This is a genomic window from Oscillibacter valericigenes, from assembly GCF_021531435.1.
Taxonomy (GTDB): Bacteria; Bacillota; Clostridia; order Oscillospirales; family Oscillospiraceae; genus Oscillibacter; species Oscillibacter valericigenes_B.
In genome coordinates this window covers 101,575-117,664 of record NZ_JAFBIS010000002.1, presented here as the reverse complement: position 1 = coordinate 117,664, position 16,090 = coordinate 101,575, and the positions used below count along the sequence as shown (strand labels likewise).

Genomic DNA, 16,090 nt, shown 5'->3' with positions numbered 1-16,090 from the left:
TTACTCCCCCCTCAGGCGCAGAAACCGCCCCTGGTCAAAGGAGGGATTCTCTCCGGCGTGCCGGGGCTGTCCGCCTTCCGCCAGCGCACGCAGCAGGGACTCCATCTGCCGCCCGGTCAGTTCCTCCTGTACTTCTTCGCTGCTTCCGAACGCAGGTTCTCCCCGGTAAAAGCAGCTCTCCGCCAGCACCCGGGCATTGCATAGCAGCGCCCGTTCCAGCGGCTCCTCCTCCCGGTGCTCCCGCCACAGGGTCAGCAGCCGCCCCGCCGTCAGGGGCCGCAGCTCATCGACATCCCTCATACCGTGGTCTCGATGCGTTTGGAGGCCACCACTGTGATCTTTTCCGCCACCATGGCGTTGAGCTGGCCCTCCTCCTGAATGGTGCTCCACTCACAGCCGCTGTAAATGATCTTCCGGTCCGGCTTGCAGATGACCAGGGAGAAATCCCGCAGGTCATAGAAGTTGATGCCGTCGGAAACCGCGTCGTCGGTGGCGTACAGCCGGGTCAGCTCCAGGGTATACTTGCGCTGGCCCTCGATGGTGGCCACCGGCTCGCTCTCGCCGAAGGCCTCTACATTTTTGGAGCTCTTGCTGGCCTTGGCCGTGTAGCCCTGGACCACGGCCACCTTTTTACCGTCCAGCTCCAGATAGATGTCGGCGCTGGTGGGAAATCCCTTCATTTCCATCGTGTTCTCCTCTCACGCGTCAGACGGTGATATGCACCGTCAGATAGATCTGGTTCAGGCCGTGGGCCACGGCAAAGCTGAACTCCACCAGGCAGACGGTGGGGTCTTCCGCGTCGGCGGTGACCGTCACCTCGCCGTAGCTGTCGATGATCTCCGCCGCCACCTTTTTCTCCAGCTCCACGATCGTCTGGGAGCGGATGGCCCCCCGGCTCCTGGCGTTGTTCTTGGCCCTGCTGAACTTGCTGCGCAGCGCCGCCCGCACGGTGGGGATAAGGTCGTCCACTACCAGGATGGTAGTCAGCTCCCGCCAGGTGGCGTCCGCCGCCCCGCCGGTGGTGGTGCGGGTGGTGATGCCCCGCACAGGGGAGATGACGCCGCCCACGCTCTCCAGCGGCGTGACGCCGCCCCGCACCAGCAGGTCAATGTCGTTGTCGCCGTACTCCTCCACCAGACCGCCCAGGCCATAGAGTTCGGTGCCGTTCAGCGGCACGGCGGGGTCTTTCCCCGCGGCAATGGCCGCGGCCACAGCTGCGGCGGCAAATACACCGGGGAGACGGCCACCGCTGCTGTTCAGGGCGTCAGGCCCCACCAGCACCATGCGCTCGCTGTTCAGTCCAGCCGCCCGCTCCACCAGCTCCGCCACGGTGTCGCCGTCGCCGCCCACCACGGCGATGCGCTCCCGGCGCTGGGCGGAAGCCGCCTCCACCGCCGACCGCAGCGCCTGCTGCACCGTCAGTTCGGCGCTGTCGCACAGCACCACCTGCACATCCTGCTTTGCCAGAGCGTCAAACGCCGCCTGGTAGTCCTCCAGGGTGCCCTCATCCGCCACCCGGACAGCCACCACCTTGCCCGCGCCGCCCAAAAACAGCAGCCGCAGCAGTGTACTCATACCGGGGTCTGCATCCTCGCCGAAGGCCGTCACACCGGCGGCATAACCGGTGAGGGTCACCACTTCCCCAACAGTTCCTCTCACGGCCTTCGCCGCTACGCCGATGGTCTTGCTTCCCTTGGCGGCGGAGACCACCGCCGCCGCGTCATAGGCCGAGTAGACCCCCGGCCGCTCATGTCTTGTCTCGCTCAAGCTTTTATGACTCCCTTCAAAATAAAGTCCAGGAAGGTCTCCCCCTCCTCATCCGCCTGGGCGGTAAACACCGCCTGGCACCGCAGAGAGCCCCGCCGCAGAAACATTCCGGTGGTTTTCTCCCAGGCCAGCGCTTCCCAGCTGAGCTCCCCGGGCCGGATGCCGGACGGCAGCTTTCCCAGCAGGATGTCCGCCGCCGCTTCGCAGCCCGCCTCGCAGTCCGCCGCCCGCTCCGCCCGGAGCTCCACGGTGATGCCGCCCTCCAGCTGCTTGCCGTAAAGCTCCCGCACCGTCCCGGCCTCCTGGTCGTACATCTCGCCCAGGTAGTTGCAGAATCCCAACATTTTCCCTTCGGCGGCGCCCACGGCCACAGCCGCCACAGCCCCCGGCCAGCGTTTTGCCCTGTCCGCGGGAAACGCCTCCATCGCCGTCACGCCGCCCGCGTTCAGGGCGTCGATCACCGCCCGGCGCACCTGTGCCAGTTCCTTCATACCGCAGCCTCCCTCTCCGCCTCCAGGGACGCCCACCAGTACGTCAGCGTCTCCCCGATATAATAGGGTCTGCTGCTCCGCACCCGAAACGTCGTTCCGTTCCACAGCACCCGGTCCAGCAGTCCGACGGGCATCTTTCCCAAGTAGAGCCACAGCCGCCCGTCGATCCATCCAATACCTGTCACAGCGTCCGGCACCTGCTCCTCTTTTGCCGTCACGGGCTGCAGGAACGCCCGGGCGGGCACTTCTCCATCCGCCGTCCGGACGGTCACCTCCTGCCCATAGCGGGATAAGATCTCCCGGAACCAGTCCGTCATGCCCGCACCCCTTTGAAGCAGAAACCATCCACGGCGGCATAAGACTCCATCAGCCGCTCCGCCGTCTCCCGCAAAGCGTTTGCCCTTGCCGCGCGCTCCCCGCTGCCGCAGCCCTTGACGGTGACCGCTCCGGCTGTAAAGGAAGACACGTCTCCGCCCTGTCCCGCCGCCAGATCTGCCGCCGCGGTGAAGGCCGCCGCGCAGCAAAAGCTCTCCATGCAGTCCTCCGCCGTCACGCTGTCCCGCAGGCGGCCCTTCCAGTAGGTCTCCGCCGCGACGCACAGCGTCTCCAGCAGCGGCTGCTGTTCCTCCCCGACACCGGATACCGCCAGCGCCAGGGTCAGGATCTTCTCCTGCATCCTCCATCCCCCTCTCTTGTTCCGCGGCGGGGCGGCCTGTGCCGCCCCCACCGTTCTCAGCAGGTCATCAGACCTTCAGCACCTTGGACGCCTCGCCGAACAGCTTGGCAAAGCCGGAGATGGAGGTGATGGCCGCCCGCTCCAGCTGGCGGTCGATGAGCTTGTCGTACTCCACCGTGATCTCGCTGGCGCAGATCTGCTCCAGGGCGTAGTTCTTGTCCAGGCCCACCAGGGTGCCGGCAGGCAGGGCGCTGGTGCGCAGCAGCTTGGCGCCGAGAGGCGTGGTCAGGGTACCGGTGCCCTGGAAATTCAGGCCCGTCAGGGGATTCTGGAACTCGCTGAGCTTCAGCATGGCCAGCATCATGTCGCTGCTGACCAGCAGGGTGTTCATGGTATAGGGGTCGAACTGGCTCCAGAAGTCTACCAGCGCCTCATAGCTCAGGGTGCCGGCGGTGCCGGAGATAGGCTTGGTGCCCACGCTGAACACCTGGGCGGGGTTCTTGTTGCCGTCTCCGTCACAGAGGACCTTGATGGCGTCCTCCAGATGCATCCGGCCGATGTAGGCGCCGATCTGTCGCAATGTCACGGAGAACAGGTCCAGCCGCTGGAAGCGGATGGCCTCATAGGAGGCCACCAGCATCCGGCCCCGCTTGTGCAGGCGCACCAGATTCTCCTGGGTGCGGATCTGGGTCTTGGGGATCTCCGCGCCCTCCTCCACGCGCTTCAGGGTCTTCTGCTCCTCCGTGGGGATGGCGGCGATGGAGCGGTAGTCCATGCCGTCAAAGCGGGTCACGGTGGCGGTGATGTCGGGCAGGATGCTCTCCTCCTCCATACCCTGGCGCACCACACGGGAAACGAATTCCGGGAACAGCACGGCAGACTCCGTGTTGAGGAAAAACTTCTCCACGCAGTCGCTGCCAATGCCCTTGACCTTGATGTCAAAGCGCTTGAGCTGGCGCTGGAAAGCGTCCATGCCCTCCAGGGGCGTGCCGCGGTAATGCTCGCTGGGGTCCAGCTCCTCCAGCGTCTGGCTGAAGCTGCGGTCGCTGCGTCCGTACATGCCTTTTTCCAGCTTGACGTTTTCAAAATGATAAGCCATATCCACTCTCCTCCTTACAGTGCAAAGGTAACGGTCTTGGCGGCCTCATCCACATCCGCCACCAGGTAGCTGCGGCCCGTGGTCAGGGCCTTGACGCCGCCGCTGCCGTCGGCGGCCAGGCCGGTCCAGCCCAGAGCGGGCGCGGTTCCGGTGTAGGGCACCCGCACCATGCCGCCCAGGGCCACGGAGCAGGCCTCTCCGTCTCTGGCGACGAATACCACCACGCCGCAGAAGCTGTCGCCGTCGGCGCAGGCCGCCACCTCGCCGCTGCCGCTGACCTTCACCACCTGGCCCACGGCAGTCTCACCGCAGGCGAAGGTAGCCGCCCACTGGCCGATGCCCTCGAAAGAAATACCCATATCCATCCTCCTTTATATTCTTCGTTCCCGTCATACTGCCCTTTACGCAAAACATTGGGAATGTTTTGCGTGCGTCGTGATCCGCCGCGCCGCCAAAGGCGGTAAAGGCAGTCTGGAACAACATTTTTTGCGGCTGGGCCGCAAACGCGGCCCTGTCAAACGATTTCATCGTCTGACCCAAAAACAGTATCATACCAGGAACACCGTTTCGTCGCTCCGCTCCGCCGCGTCTTTCCGGCGCAGCTGCGGGGCTGACGGGAACTTCTTTGCCGCCCGGACCTCATAGGCCTTTTTCAATTCCACCAGTTCCGGCTCCTCCAGGCGATCCATCGCCTTAGCAAACACCTGGCCGTCCAGGTCGCCGTCCGTCAGCATGGCAAGGCGTGTCACCTCACGCCGCAGCTCCGTCAGGTACTTACGCCCCAGCGCCGCCTGTTTTTCCAGGACCGCCGAACCGCCGCCGCTTTGTTCAAACCGCTTCAAAACGCCTGCGTTCCGCTGGGCGGGTACCGCCACGAAGGACCATTCGTAGGCGTCCTGCGGCTCCCGCAGCTCCGTGAAGCACAGCCGCCCATCGTACGTCTCACCCCGCACATGGCCGCAGGCGCCGTTTTCCGCGCCGCAGATGGAGCAGACACTTCGCGCCATGCTGCACCCCACGCTGACCTCTTTCTTGATGCCGCCCTCGATCTCCGCGATCAGATCCCGGTTTTTCTCTGTCCGCAGCAGGTATGCCCAGCCCTTCAGCCAGCAGTACCCGTCTCCCGCGGCCGTCACCATGGCCTCTTCCCGCACCACCTCAGTGCGGTAGATACGGGCCGTCTGGCCCTTGGCAGACCACTGGTGGTCGAAAATACCGCTCTTGCCTACGAACAGCTCACCCAGCCGCTCCAGGGCGGCCGTGTCGAACCGCTCGAAGTCCCGGTCCACCTCGTTGTCGCACAGCCGCACGCTGAACACGTAGACCTGTTCCTCCGTCAGCTCCGTCTTGGCGAACTGATTGATGCACGCCAGTTCCTCCCTGATGTCCATACAAACCCCCTTTATTTTTTCGCCGCGTCATTCTCAATCTGCAGCTTCCGCGCCTGCTCCCGGTAGAGGAACGCCCTGGCCTCCTCCACCTCATCCTGCAGATTGATGTCGTTCCAAACCACCTCAAAGCCGCAGGTGTAGCCGTGCATCCGCAGCCACAGGCGGCAGATGCGCTCTACTGTCGGTGTCAGTGTCCGGCGGATGGCCGTGATCTCCGTGGTCAGCATGTCGGCCTGCTGGCTGCTCATCCGCTCCGTGGAGTTCCAGCTCAGCCCCAGCATGAAAGGCGGGATACCGGTCTTCGCCACGATCTGCTCCGTGATCTGTCGCACCGGCACCTGGCTGTCCAGGATAGGCGCGTCGCCGCCGATGACCCGGATGTCCACATCGCCCACCGCCACGAAATCCCGGACAGCGTCGCCGTCCCGCATGGCCCTGCTCCATTCTTCCGCCAGAACGCGTCCCTTTTCCGCGGCGCCGGTGCCGTCTCCGTTCCGGCAGGTCACAGCGAAGCGCACGTTGCCGCACCGCTCCCAGTTGACGCCGGTGGCGTGATAGATTTTCATAAGAATATCCGCCAGAAACGGCAGGGAGCGCAGCAGCGACACGCCATAGGGACTGTCCGCCTCGGGATTCAGCGGTGTGAACAGCAGCAGGTCCTGGTAAGGCAGCTCCGCCATCCGTCCCCCCTCATCCGGTCCCCAGATGGAAAACGTCAGGGGATTCTCCCCCTCCCTGACCTCGATGTCCTCCACCCGGCCGCACAGCAGCGCGGCGATCTCCCGGTTTCCCGCCGCGGGCACGATCTCGCCGACAGCCTGTCCGCAGGTCAGCAGGGAATCCAGGTAGCAGTCCAGAAACGCGTTGATGCCGAATTGTCCACGCCCCACAGGAACCGTCCTTAAGAACTCAGCCAGCGCCGCTTCCGCCCTCCGGCTCCCGCAGGACACCGTCACGCCCCCGCTCATACGGATGAGCTTGTAGATGGCCGCGTCCACCACGGGAACGGCCTCCCGGACGGCCCTGTACAGCCGGACTTCCCCATTTCGCAGGGGCACATAATCCCCCAGCATTCCGAAAGGATGATGGCTACCGTTCCGGATCTGCACCGCCGGAACCGCCAGCGCCTCCTTTTGTTTCCGCCACTTCAACCGCAGCACTCCTCTCCTGTGATTTTTATTCGCTCATGGCCGCCGCTCCACCGCCACCGCCGCGAAGCCGCACTCCTGTTCCCCCGCCAGGTCCATCGCAAAGTATCTCATCTCGTCCATGGCGTGGTCATGTTCTTTTCGGGGCACATCCCGGCCGCTGCGCTCATCCCAGCAGTACAGTCCGATCTCCCGCAGGCAGTCCGCGCATCCCCGGCACAGCGCCAGTTTCCCGCTCCGCAGCATGTCCGCCGTGGTGCGGATGCCGTCCGCCACGGCATTGTCCGCCCGGATGACCCGGAACCCCCGCCGCCGCAAAACTTCGATGAAGCTGGCCGCCGACGGGTCCACCACCACCCGTTCGATGTCCCGTCCCGCCGCCAGCCGTGTCAGGTCGTCGGCGTATTCCGCGTCCGTCCGCTGCCGGCCCGCCTTGTGGGAATCGTAGTAATACTCCTCCGTCCGGTACCACACGCCGTCCTTCTTTCCCCACAGGCCGAAGGACGCTGGATTGGCCGTTCCGTAGTCCACGGAGATACGCCACTGGGAGAACGGCCCCTCCGGCGTCTCCACGGCATCCCGCTCCGAATCGAAAAAGTCGTAGATGAGCCCCTGGGCGGCGGTCCATTCTCCCAGGACGAACCGCCGGTAAAACACGCCGGAGCACGCGTTTTGGTACCTGGCCCGGATGCGGGCCGAGAGCCCCGGATTGTCCTCCATGGTAAAGTGCAGCCGCAGCGCCCGCCGCTCCTCCGCCTTCAGGATCCACTCCTGGTAAAACCAGTGCTGGGGTCCCTCCGGATTGCAGTTGAACCACAGCCGGCTCCCGGGCACGCTGCACCGGGCGATGGCCTGCTCCACAAAGGACCGGGGCATCAGCGCCGCCTCATCCAGAAACACCCCCGCCAGGGTGCTGCCCTGGATCAGCGCCGCGCTGGATTCATCCTTGCCGCCGAACAGCAAAAAGCGGTTCTCCCGCCCGTGATAGCGGACGGTCAGCAGATTCTCCGTCCGCTTTTCCCCCACAGTCATGCCCAGCCGCCGCAGATAGGGTATCAGCTCCGCCAGGAGATTCCGCCGCAGGGACCCGATGGTCTTTCCGCAAAGGCCGAACTGCTGGCCGTCGAACCGGCTCTGGGCCCACAGGAAGAACGACAGCCCCATGGAAAAGGTCTTGCCGCTTCGGACGGCGCCGTCGCAGATGATGGCCTCCCACTCATCCCGGTACCACCAGGACAGCACTTTCCTCTGTTTTGCGGAAAACCGCAGCGGTCTAGCCATTCATGTCCTCCATCTGTCCGGCGATGTCCTCCAGGGCGCGGTACAGCTCCTCCGCGCCGCCGTCGCCGCCGCTCTCCAGCAGGTTCCACAGCGTCTCCAGCGCCCGCACCCGGTCCACGAATTTCACTTCCACACCCTTGTCCGTCACCTTCAGCTCCGACACAGCGGACAGGTCCAGTCCCTCCGGGTCGGTCTCTCCGGGCCGCAGCGCCAGTCCAGCCCCGTCATTGGCCCGTCCGAAAGCCAGCTCCGCCAGCCGCCGGAGCACATCCTCCCGCCGCAGCTGTCCCGCCGCGGCCTCCCGCATCCGCTCCAGCCGCTCCCGGACAGTCCTGCGCCGCAGCATGGAAAATCCATTCCGGCATCCGCTCTCCGCAGCCGCCCGTTCCGGATCCATCGTCCGCAGATAGGCCCTGCAAAAGGCGTCCTCATTCTGTTTCTTCTCCATTCGTCCCCTCCTCACCGTCTCACACTCAAGGCCGCCCTGTCGGAAAAGTTGCACATTTCTGTGCGTCGCCGAAAAAAATATTCCGCTGGCGCCGCCGGCGGAATTTTCAAAAAAGAAATAGCGCTGTGGTTTCCCACAGCGCCATTGTCCATTGTTTCAGGCGGCCCAGCCCAACTGCTGCCGCAGGCAGTCCGCCGCTTTTTTGCTGTCACTGACTGAAAAAAGCACAAGTCCCTCCGCCTTATCCATAGGGCCGTCGCTCTGCACATTGGTCTTGGGATGGCATGCCCGCCACCGGAGCTGCCGTTTGATGTCCTCAAAAACGCGGCTTCCCACCACCAGCGTTCCCTCCTCCGTCTGACCTTCCACCAGCCGGATGTCATCAATGTCGGCCAGCTCCATATAGTAAAACGTCCTGTCCCGGCTCATGAAGATCACCCGCTGGTCGGTGATCCAATATTGCTGTCCCAGCACGTTCCATTTCTCCACAAACGGGGATACGATCAGCAGTGCCGCGACCAGCAGCACGGCGATCACCGCCTTTAAGCTCCAATCCGGACTGTTTCCGATGTACAGCCGCAGAAGGACCGCGGTGACGGCCCCAGTGCCGATCCATTTTCCCAAAATCAAAAACTTGGCGTCCCGCTCCAGCAGTGGGAAAGGCTTCGTCACGCCGTGCCAGCGCACCTGTTCGCCGCTGCGCAAATAGTTCTGAAATGCCTGTTCGGTGCTTCGTTTTTCTCCCATCTCTGTCCACGCTCCTTTGCAAGATTCCGGCGGTCTCCCGCCTGTTTATTATGATACGCCCATTTTTGTTCAGCCGCTGTCAATAGGTTTTTCCAAACTGTTAAGAAGGCGCCAAGTTTTTTAGCGGCAATTTAACGGCATATCTGATATAATGGTCCTAGTATCCGGTACTGCTTTCCTAAGATTTTAAAGGAGGCTTTCCCTTGACCTCAAAACGTTCTCTGGCGGCGCGGCTGTTTCCCTTTTCCTGGAAGGACCTGCTGGTCTCCGCCGTCATTCTCTCCTGTGCCATCGGCCTGTGCAGCCTTCTGCGCCTGGCGGACAGCAGCGATGGCTTTGCCTCGCCGGTATTTGTTCTGGCGGTCCTTTTGATCTCCCGCCTGACCACCGGCTATCTCTTCGGTCTCATCGCCTCCGTGCTGGGCGTGATCTGCGTCAACTTCGTCTTTACATATCCCTATTGGGCGGTCAACTTCACGATTTCCGGTTATCCCCTGACCTTTCTGACCTTTCTGATGGTCTCCATCATCACCGGCACCCTCACCGCCCAGGCCAAGCAGCAGGAGCGTCTGCGGGCGGAAAACGAAAAGGAGAAGATGCGGGCCAACCTGCTCCGCTCCGTCTCCCATGACATCCGCACGCCGCTCACCGCCATACTGGGCGCCACCTCCGCCGTCCTGGAAAACCCGGAGATGTCCATAGAGGACCGCAGCATCCTGCTGGAGGACGCCCGGGACGACGCCCAGTGGCTGATCCGGGTGGTGGAGAATCTGCTGTCCATCACCCGCATCGGCGGCGACCAGACCAGCATCACGAAATCCCCGGAAGCGGCCGAGGAGGTCCTGGGCGAAACCGCCCAAAAATTCCGCCGCCGCTTCCCCCAGATAGCCGTCTCCGTGTCCGCCCCGGAAGAGCTTCTTCTGGTCCCCATGGACCCCATTCTGATCGCCCAGGTGCTGTCCAATCTGCTAGAAAACGCCGTGCTCCACGGCGAAACGACCACCGCGATCAGTCTCTCCGTCCGCAAAGAAGACAATTTTGCCTGTTTCTCCGTCCGGGATAACGGCCGCGGCATTCCCCCGAAAGCGCTCCCCGCCCTGTTTGACGGCTCTCTGAAGCACAGCGAGACCCCCGCCGGAGACGGCAAACGCAACATGGGCCTGGGGCTGTCCGTGTGCCTGGCCATCGTCCGGGCCCACGGCGGCACGATGGAGGCCCGCAATCTGGAAACCGGCGCGGAATTTCTGTTCCGTCTGCCCTTGCAAGAGGAGGTACATCCATGAATATCCGGGAAAAGATTTTGGTCGTTGAAGACGAAAAAAGCATTGCCCACTTTATTTCCTCCGTCCTGTCCGCCAACGGCTATGAGTCTATGCAGGCCCGCAGCGGCTCGGAGGCCCTGTCCATGATCTCCTCCCACTGTCCGGACCTCATCATTCTGGACCTGGGGCTGCCGGACATGGACGGCCTGGAAATTCTCCGCCAGCTCAGAAGCTGGTCCAGCCTGCCGGTGGTGGTCGTCTCCGCCCGTTCCCACGAAAAGGACAAGGTGACCGCCCTGGACCTGGGCGCCGACGACTACCTGACCAAGCCCTTCGGCACCGACGAGCTGCTGGCCCGGGTCCGCACCGCCATCCGCCATACCCGCACCGCCAGCGGCAACGACGAGATCGCGCAGAAGGGCACCTATACCGTGGGTGAGTTGACCATCGACTACAACAAGCACCAGGTCCTGAAAAACGGCCGGAATGTCCGGCTGACCCTAAGCGAATTCCGCATCGTGGCCCTCCTGGGAAAATACGCCGGCAAAGTCCTGACCTACGACTTCATTATGAAAGAGCTGTGGGGTCCCCGCGCCGGCGGCGACAACCAGATCCTGCGGGTAAACATGGCCAACATCCGGCGGAAAATTGAGAAAAATCCCGCGGAGCCGGAATACCTCTTCACAGAGGTCGGCGTAGGCTACCGCCTGGCGGAATGTGAGTAATTCAGCCAGCAAAACCATGCTTTCCTGAAAAAATCCCCCCTGCTTGTCAGAACCGCATTTTCTGACAAACAGGGGGTCTTTTTTCAAATCAGGAGCAGTATCCCGGTCAGCTATTTCTTCCATTTTTTTCAAATTGGCAGTTTTTTAACACGCCGCCTGTCATCCCTCACAGGGTCTGTATTTCTCCCTCCTCTTCCTTAACGCACAGTCCCTTCAAAATCTGCTATGGTAATAACAGAGCTTGTGGTTCCCCGGATTTTCTCTCCCACGGGGAAACCGCAAAAACAGGAAAAGGAGTGTGTGTAAATGACAACATTTATCATCGGCCTCGTGATCCTTTTCGGCGGAGCCGCCCTGTACGGCAAATTCTGTGAAAAGGTCTTCGGCCCCGACGACCGGGAGACCCCCGCCTACTCGAAGCAGGACGGCGTGGATTACATCCCCATGAGAGGTTGGAAAAACGGCCTCATCAATTTGCTGAACATCGCAGGTACAGGCCCCATCTTCGGGCCCATCCAGGGCATTCTGTTCGGGCCCATCGCGTTCATCACCATCCCCATCGGCAATATCATCGGCGGCGCCATGCATGACTATTTCTCCGGCATGATCTGTCTCCGGGACGGCGGCACCCAGATGCCCACCATGATCCGCCGGTACAGCAACAAGGGCGTCTACACCGTGTATCAGGTGTTCTGCTCCCTGCTTCTGCTGCTGGTGGGCGCCGTGTTCATCTACACCCCCGGCGACATCGCCGCCACCCAGGTCTTCGGCTTTGACGGCAAGGCCACCTCTGTCTCCACCTGGGTCATCTACGGCGTTATCTTTGCCTATTACCTGATCGCCACCGTGTTCCCCATCGACGCCATCATCGGTAAGATCTACCCCGTCTTCGGCGCCATCCTGCTGTTCTCCGCCCTGGGCGTGTTCATCGGTCTGTTTGCCAAGGGCTATCCCCTGCTCGACCTCTGGGACGAGTGGGTCGCTCCCGCCGCTTACGTCATGCAGGACGGCGCGAAGGCCGCCTTCAGCTATCAGGACTACTTCACCGCCAACCACTTCATTCCCATTTTCTTCATCACCGTGGCCTGCGGCATCCTCTCCGGCTTCCACTCCACCCAGACGGCCATCATCTCCCGCACCATGAAGAGCGAGAAGCAGGGCCGCATGACCTTCTACAACATGATGGTCCTGGAGGGCTTCATCGCCATGGTCTGGGCCGCCGCCGCCATGGGCGTGTACAACCTGGGTATGCAGGAGGCCAACGCCGGCCTCGCCACCGGCACGGTCGGCATCGTCTGCCGCGACGTTCTGGGCAATGTAGGCGGCATCGTCGCATTACTCGGCATCATCGTCCTGCCCATCACCTCCGGCGATACCGCGCTGCGGGGCTTGCGCCTGTCCATCTCCGAGGCATTCCACATCGACCAGAGCTCCAACGCCAAGCGCCTGAGCCTGTCCGCCGTCATCTTCGCCCTGGTGGCTGTGATCCTGGTGTTCGCCAAGACGAATCCCAACGGCTTCAACATTCTGTGGCGTTACTTCGCCTGGTCCAACCAGACGCTGTCCCTGTTCGCGTTCCTTGCCATCTCCGTCTGGATGTTTGAAAACGGCAAGAGCAAATTTGTCTGGATCCCCCTGATCCCCGGAGCGTTCTACTGCTTCGTCACCGTCACCTTCATTATGAACGCCAAGATCGGCTTCCACATTCCCTGGGCCATCGCCTACCTCATCGGTGCCTGTGCTGCCGCGGCTTATGTGGGCGTCATTGTCTGGTACGGCAAGAAGCGCTCCGCCCGGGTCCTGGCAAAATGATCCGCGGATAACGAGGTCACCTCGTTTTCTCCCTTCTCTCAGCCCGCCGCGTTTCCCGCGGCGGGCTCTCTTTTTTCTATCCATGCCCCAGCGTAATGGCCATTCCCACGATCATGCCCAGCACCGCTGCCAGGGCCGGCAGCTTGCTCTGCCACAGCCCCGCCGCCTCCGGCAGCAGCTCCGCGAACACCACATACAGCATCGCCCCGGACGCCAGGCTCAGCACCGCCGCCAGCGCCGCCGGACTCAGCGTCCCCACGGCGTACCCCAGCGCCGCTCCCAGTATGGTAGGAGCCCCGGTAAGGGCCGCTGTCGCGGCGGCCTTCCACCGCCGCTCTCCCCCCGCCGCCATAGGCACCGCTACCGCCATCCCCTCCGGGATGTTGTGCAGGCCGATGACCGCCGCCAGCAGCCATCCGCTGCCCGCTTCCCCACCGGCGAAAGCCGTCCCGATGACCATGCCCTCCGGCACATTGTGGAGGGCGATGGCCGCCGCCATCACCACCCCCGCCAGCAGGAGGCTGCTCCGCTCCTCCGTCCGTTCCCTTCGCTCCAAAGCGCGGTTCAGCCCCGCCGTCACGCCGTAGCCCGCCAGGATGCCCACTGTCGTCACCGGCATCCGTCCCGGCGCCGCCTCCGCCAGCAGGTCAAAGCACACCACCGCCACCATGACGCCGGCGGCGAAACTCAAAAGCAGGCTCACCGTCCGGCTGGAATCCCGGCGGAACAGGCAGGCCGCTCCGCCTCCCAGTCCCGTCCCGCCGATGCCTGCCGCCGCCGTCACCAGCAGCACCTGTCCCAGCATTCCCATCCTGTATCCTCCTTAAAAACACCGAGCAGGAAGCCTCCCGGCTTCCCGCTCGATTTTCTTCCCGATTTTCATGTGTGACCAGGCTCATTCCAGGGTATTCTTCCCCCGGCTATTTCATGCCCTCCACGTACCGTTTTACATATTGAATAAAGGTCAGCGTCACCGGAGACGCGGTCTTCATCTGCGGGACTCCCAGGCCCAGCATCCGCTCCTGCAGCGGCTCCATGGGCAGCGCCACGGCCTTGTGGCTGTAATTCTTCAGCAGCAGCTCCGGCAGGATGGACACGCCCAGCCCCTCGGTAACGATGTTGATGATGGCATAATCACTGCAGGCGGAAAACAGGATGTGGGGCCAGTGGGGCAGCTTGTCCAGAATGAACCGCACCTCGCCGTCATATCCCGGCATAGGCATGATAAACTCCTCGTCCAAAAGGGCTTCCAGCGGCACGGACTTCTCCCGGCTCAGCGGATGTCCCGGCGGCACCAGGACCAGCAGCCGGTCCCGGCACAGGGGCAGCCATTCAAAACTCTTCCCCTCGCCGCCGGCGTAGAGGCAAAGCTCCGCCTGCCGGTTGTCCATGATCTCCTCAATGGTATCGGAGCCGCCCTCAAAGATCTGGATCTCCACATGGGGGTAGTCCTTCTGGAAATCCCGGATGATCCCCGGCAGCCAGTAGGTCGCCACGCTGGGATAGGCGGCGATGCGGATGCGCCCGGTGTCGGCCCCTTTGATCTTTGCGATATACTGCTCCAGCGATTCGTTGGTATTCAGCAGCTGACGGATGACCGGCAGCAGCATCTCGCCCTCGCTGTTGGCCTGGATGCCGGAGGAGGTGCGCACCATCAGCGGAAATCCCACTTCCTCCTCCAGAGACTGCATCATGTGGCTGATGCCGGACTGGGTATAGCCCAGTTCCTCCGCCGCCTTGGAAAGGCTTCCCAGCTCCACAGCCCGCACGAACGCCTCGTACTTACGGATATTCACGTGCTCTCCCTCTTTCTTTGCCATGCTGTTTTCTCATAGGCATTCCCATTTCATATACCTATCGTCATGGTATCGCGGCTTTTTCAAAAAGGCAAGTCTTTTTCGCATACCGTGCAAAAAACCGCATAGGTTTTGGGGAGGTGATGTTGAAATGACGATCCATGTAGTGCGCCCCGGCGAAAGTGTGGATTCCATCGCGGCCTATTACGGGGTGGACCCCGCCCGTCTGACCGCTGATAACGCGGTCCCCTCCGATCTGGCTCTGGCGGTAGGCCAGACGCTGGTGGTCCGCTTTCCCCGGCAGGTCCATGCCGTCTCCCCCGGCGAGACGCTGTACTCCATCGCCGCCCGCTACGGCATCACCGTGCGGCAGCTCTGGCGGAACAACTGGTATTTAGGCGGCCCGGAAAACCTGTATCCCGGCCAGGACCTGGTGATCTCCTATTTTGATGAAAAGCTGGGTGCCGCTTCGTTCAACGGCTACGCCTATCCCTATATCGACCGCGCCCTGCTCTCGGCGCAGCTCCCCTATGTGACCTACCTGACCCCCTTCACCTACGGCATCACCGCCGACGGCGGCCTGCTGCCCCTGGAGGACGACGCCCTGCTGGCGGCCGCCCGGCAGCACTGGACCCGTCCCGTGATGCACCTGTCCACCCTGACGGAATCCGGCCAGTTCGACACCCAGCGGGCCCAGCTGGTGCTGACCGACGAAGCCGTCCAGGACCGGCTGGCGGAGGAGGTGTTCCAGACCATCCTCCGCCGGGGCTACGCCGGGCTGGATGTGGATTTCGAGTATCTGCCCGGGGACCTGGCGTCGGCCTACGCCGAATTTCTCACCCGCCTGCGGCGGATGCTCCACCCCCAGGGATTATTTCTCTGGGCGGCTCTGGCCCCCAAGACCAGCGCCGGGCAGCGGGGATTGCTGTACGAGGGCCACGACTACGCCGCCGTGGGCCTCGCCGCCGACGCCGTCCTCCTGATGACCTATGAGTGGGGCTATACCTACGGCCCGCCCATGGCAGTCGCCCCCATTCCCAACGTCCGGGCGGTGCTGGACTACGCCGTGACGGAGATCCCCCCGGAGAAAATTCTCCTGGGCGTCCCCAACTACGGCTATGACTGGCCCCTGCCCTTTGTCCAGGGCGTCACCCGGGCCCAGTCCATCTCGAACCAGCGGGCCATCGAGCTGGCGGTGGAGCACCGCATCGCCATCCAGTACGACGAGACCGCCCAGTCCCCCTTCTTCCACTATACCGACGAAAGCGGCACCGTCCACGAGGTCTGGTTCGAGGACGCCCGCAGCATGGACGCCAAGCTGCGCCTCATCGCGGAATACGGCTTCCTGGGCGCCGGGTTCTGGAACCTCATGCGCCCCTTTTCCCAGACCTGGCTGGTGCTGGATTCCCTGTACGACATCCGGTGATAAAAAATCCCTCTGCGGAAC

At 62.9% G+C, this 16,090-nt stretch carries 19 protein-coding genes; 4 read left to right on the top strand and 15 right to left on the bottom strand.

The annotated features are described in order from the left end of the window. The 13 genes from JQM68_RS01690 to JQM68_RS01630 all read right to left on the bottom strand — a co-directional run bounded on the left by JQM68_RS01690 (position 1) and on the right by JQM68_RS01630 (position 9,048). Complete coding sequence (locus JQM68_RS01690) at positions 1–300, bottom strand: hypothetical protein (protein WP_235221181.1); 300 nt, start codon at positions 298–300, stop codon at positions 1–3. Further along, positions 297–686: a hypothetical protein gene (locus JQM68_RS01685; protein ID WP_235221180.1), complete on the bottom strand. Its 390-nt coding sequence runs from the start codon at positions 684–686 to the stop codon at positions 297–299. The genes JQM68_RS01690 and JQM68_RS01685 overlap by 4 nt, the downstream gene beginning before the upstream one ends. 19 nt (positions 687–705) lie before the next feature. Next, complete coding sequence (locus tag JQM68_RS01680; RefSeq protein ID WP_268821374.1) at positions 706–1,767, bottom strand: phage tail sheath C-terminal domain-containing protein; 1,062 nt, start codon at positions 1,765–1,767, stop codon at positions 706–708. Further along, positions 1,764–2,258, bottom strand: a complete 495-nt coding sequence (locus tag JQM68_RS01675; RefSeq protein ID WP_235221179.1) for a hypothetical protein — start codon at positions 2,256–2,258, stop codon at positions 1,764–1,766. The genes JQM68_RS01680 and JQM68_RS01675 overlap by 4 nt, the downstream gene beginning before the upstream one ends. Then, positions 2,255–2,575 (bottom strand): hypothetical protein, encoded by a 321-nt coding sequence (locus JQM68_RS01670; RefSeq protein WP_235221178.1) that lies wholly within the window; start codon positions 2,573–2,575, stop codon positions 2,255–2,257. The genes JQM68_RS01675 and JQM68_RS01670 overlap by 4 nt, the downstream gene beginning before the upstream one ends. Next, positions 2,572–2,934, bottom strand: coding sequence for a hypothetical protein (locus JQM68_RS01665; RefSeq protein WP_235221177.1), 363 nt, complete (start codon positions 2,932–2,934; stop codon positions 2,572–2,574). Before JQM68_RS01665 ends, JQM68_RS01670 begins: the two co-directional genes overlap by 4 nt. A 67-nt stretch (positions 2,935–3,001) precedes the next feature. Next, complete coding sequence (locus tag JQM68_RS01660; protein WP_235221176.1) at positions 3,002–4,033, bottom strand: phage major capsid protein; 1,032 nt, start codon at positions 4,031–4,033, stop codon at positions 3,002–3,004. Between the two features lie 14 nt (positions 4,034–4,047). Further along, positions 4,048–4,392: a hypothetical protein gene (locus JQM68_RS01655; RefSeq protein ID WP_235221175.1), complete on the bottom strand. Its 345-nt coding sequence runs from the start codon at positions 4,390–4,392 to the stop codon at positions 4,048–4,050. A gap of 189 nt (positions 4,393–4,581) precedes the next feature. After that, positions 4,582–5,424: a hypothetical protein gene (locus JQM68_RS01650; protein WP_235221174.1), complete on the bottom strand. Its 843-nt coding sequence runs from the start codon at positions 5,422–5,424 to the stop codon at positions 4,582–4,584. A gap of 11 nt (positions 5,425–5,435) precedes the next feature. Then, positions 5,436–6,575, bottom strand: a complete 1,140-nt coding sequence (locus JQM68_RS01645; RefSeq protein WP_235221173.1) for a phage portal protein — start codon at positions 6,573–6,575, stop codon at positions 5,436–5,438. A 33-nt stretch (positions 6,576–6,608) separates the two neighbouring features. Then, positions 6,609–7,853: a PBSX family phage terminase large subunit gene (locus tag JQM68_RS01640; RefSeq protein WP_235221172.1), complete on the bottom strand. Its 1,245-nt coding sequence runs from the start codon at positions 7,851–7,853 to the stop codon at positions 6,609–6,611. Next, positions 7,846–8,301, bottom strand: coding sequence for a terminase small subunit (locus JQM68_RS01635; RefSeq protein WP_235221171.1), 456 nt, complete (start codon positions 8,299–8,301; stop codon positions 7,846–7,848). The genes JQM68_RS01640 and JQM68_RS01635 overlap by 8 nt, the downstream gene beginning before the upstream one ends. A 156-nt stretch (positions 8,302–8,457) precedes the next feature. Then, positions 8,458–9,048: a hypothetical protein gene (locus JQM68_RS01630; protein WP_235221170.1), complete on the bottom strand. Its 591-nt coding sequence runs from the start codon at positions 9,046–9,048 to the stop codon at positions 8,458–8,460. 203 nt (positions 9,049–9,251) lie between these two features. On the opposite strand from JQM68_RS01630, the gene JQM68_RS01625 reads away from it, so the two are divergent. The 3 genes from JQM68_RS01625 to JQM68_RS01615 all read left to right on the top strand — a co-directional run bounded on the left by JQM68_RS01625 (position 9,252) and on the right by JQM68_RS01615 (position 12,847). Beyond that, positions 9,252–10,331 (top strand): sensor histidine kinase, encoded by a 1,080-nt coding sequence (locus tag JQM68_RS01625; protein WP_235221169.1) that lies wholly within the window; start codon positions 9,252–9,254, stop codon positions 10,329–10,331. Continuing rightward, the gene (locus JQM68_RS01620; protein WP_235221168.1) at positions 10,328–11,035 is read left to right on the top strand and encodes a response regulator; all 708 of its coding nucleotides are present in this window, start codon (positions 10,328–10,330) and stop codon (positions 11,033–11,035) included. Before JQM68_RS01625 ends, JQM68_RS01620 begins: the two co-directional genes overlap by 4 nt. A gap of 306 nt (positions 11,036–11,341) precedes the next feature. Then, a complete protein-coding gene (locus JQM68_RS01615; RefSeq protein WP_235221167.1) occupies positions 11,342–12,847 on the top strand; it encodes a carbon starvation CstA family protein in 1,506 nt (501 codons plus the stop codon). Positions 12,848–12,923: 76 nt separating this feature from the next. On the opposite strand, the gene JQM68_RS01610 is transcribed toward JQM68_RS01615, so the two are convergent. Continuing rightward, positions 12,924–13,658 (bottom strand): ZIP family metal transporter, encoded by a 735-nt coding sequence (locus JQM68_RS01610; RefSeq protein ID WP_235221166.1) that lies wholly within the window; start codon positions 13,656–13,658, stop codon positions 12,924–12,926. A gap of 109 nt (positions 13,659–13,767) precedes the next feature. Beyond that, positions 13,768–14,667 (bottom strand): LysR family transcriptional regulator, encoded by a 900-nt coding sequence (locus JQM68_RS01605; RefSeq protein WP_235221165.1) that lies wholly within the window; start codon positions 14,665–14,667, stop codon positions 13,768–13,770. 127 nt (positions 14,668–14,794) lie between these two features. Between JQM68_RS01605 and JQM68_RS01600 the strand changes: the two genes are divergently transcribed. Next, positions 14,795–16,069: a LysM peptidoglycan-binding domain-containing protein gene (locus JQM68_RS01600; protein ID WP_235221164.1), complete on the top strand. Its 1,275-nt coding sequence runs from the start codon at positions 14,795–14,797 to the stop codon at positions 16,067–16,069. Positions 16,070–16,090 lie beyond the last annotated feature (21 nt).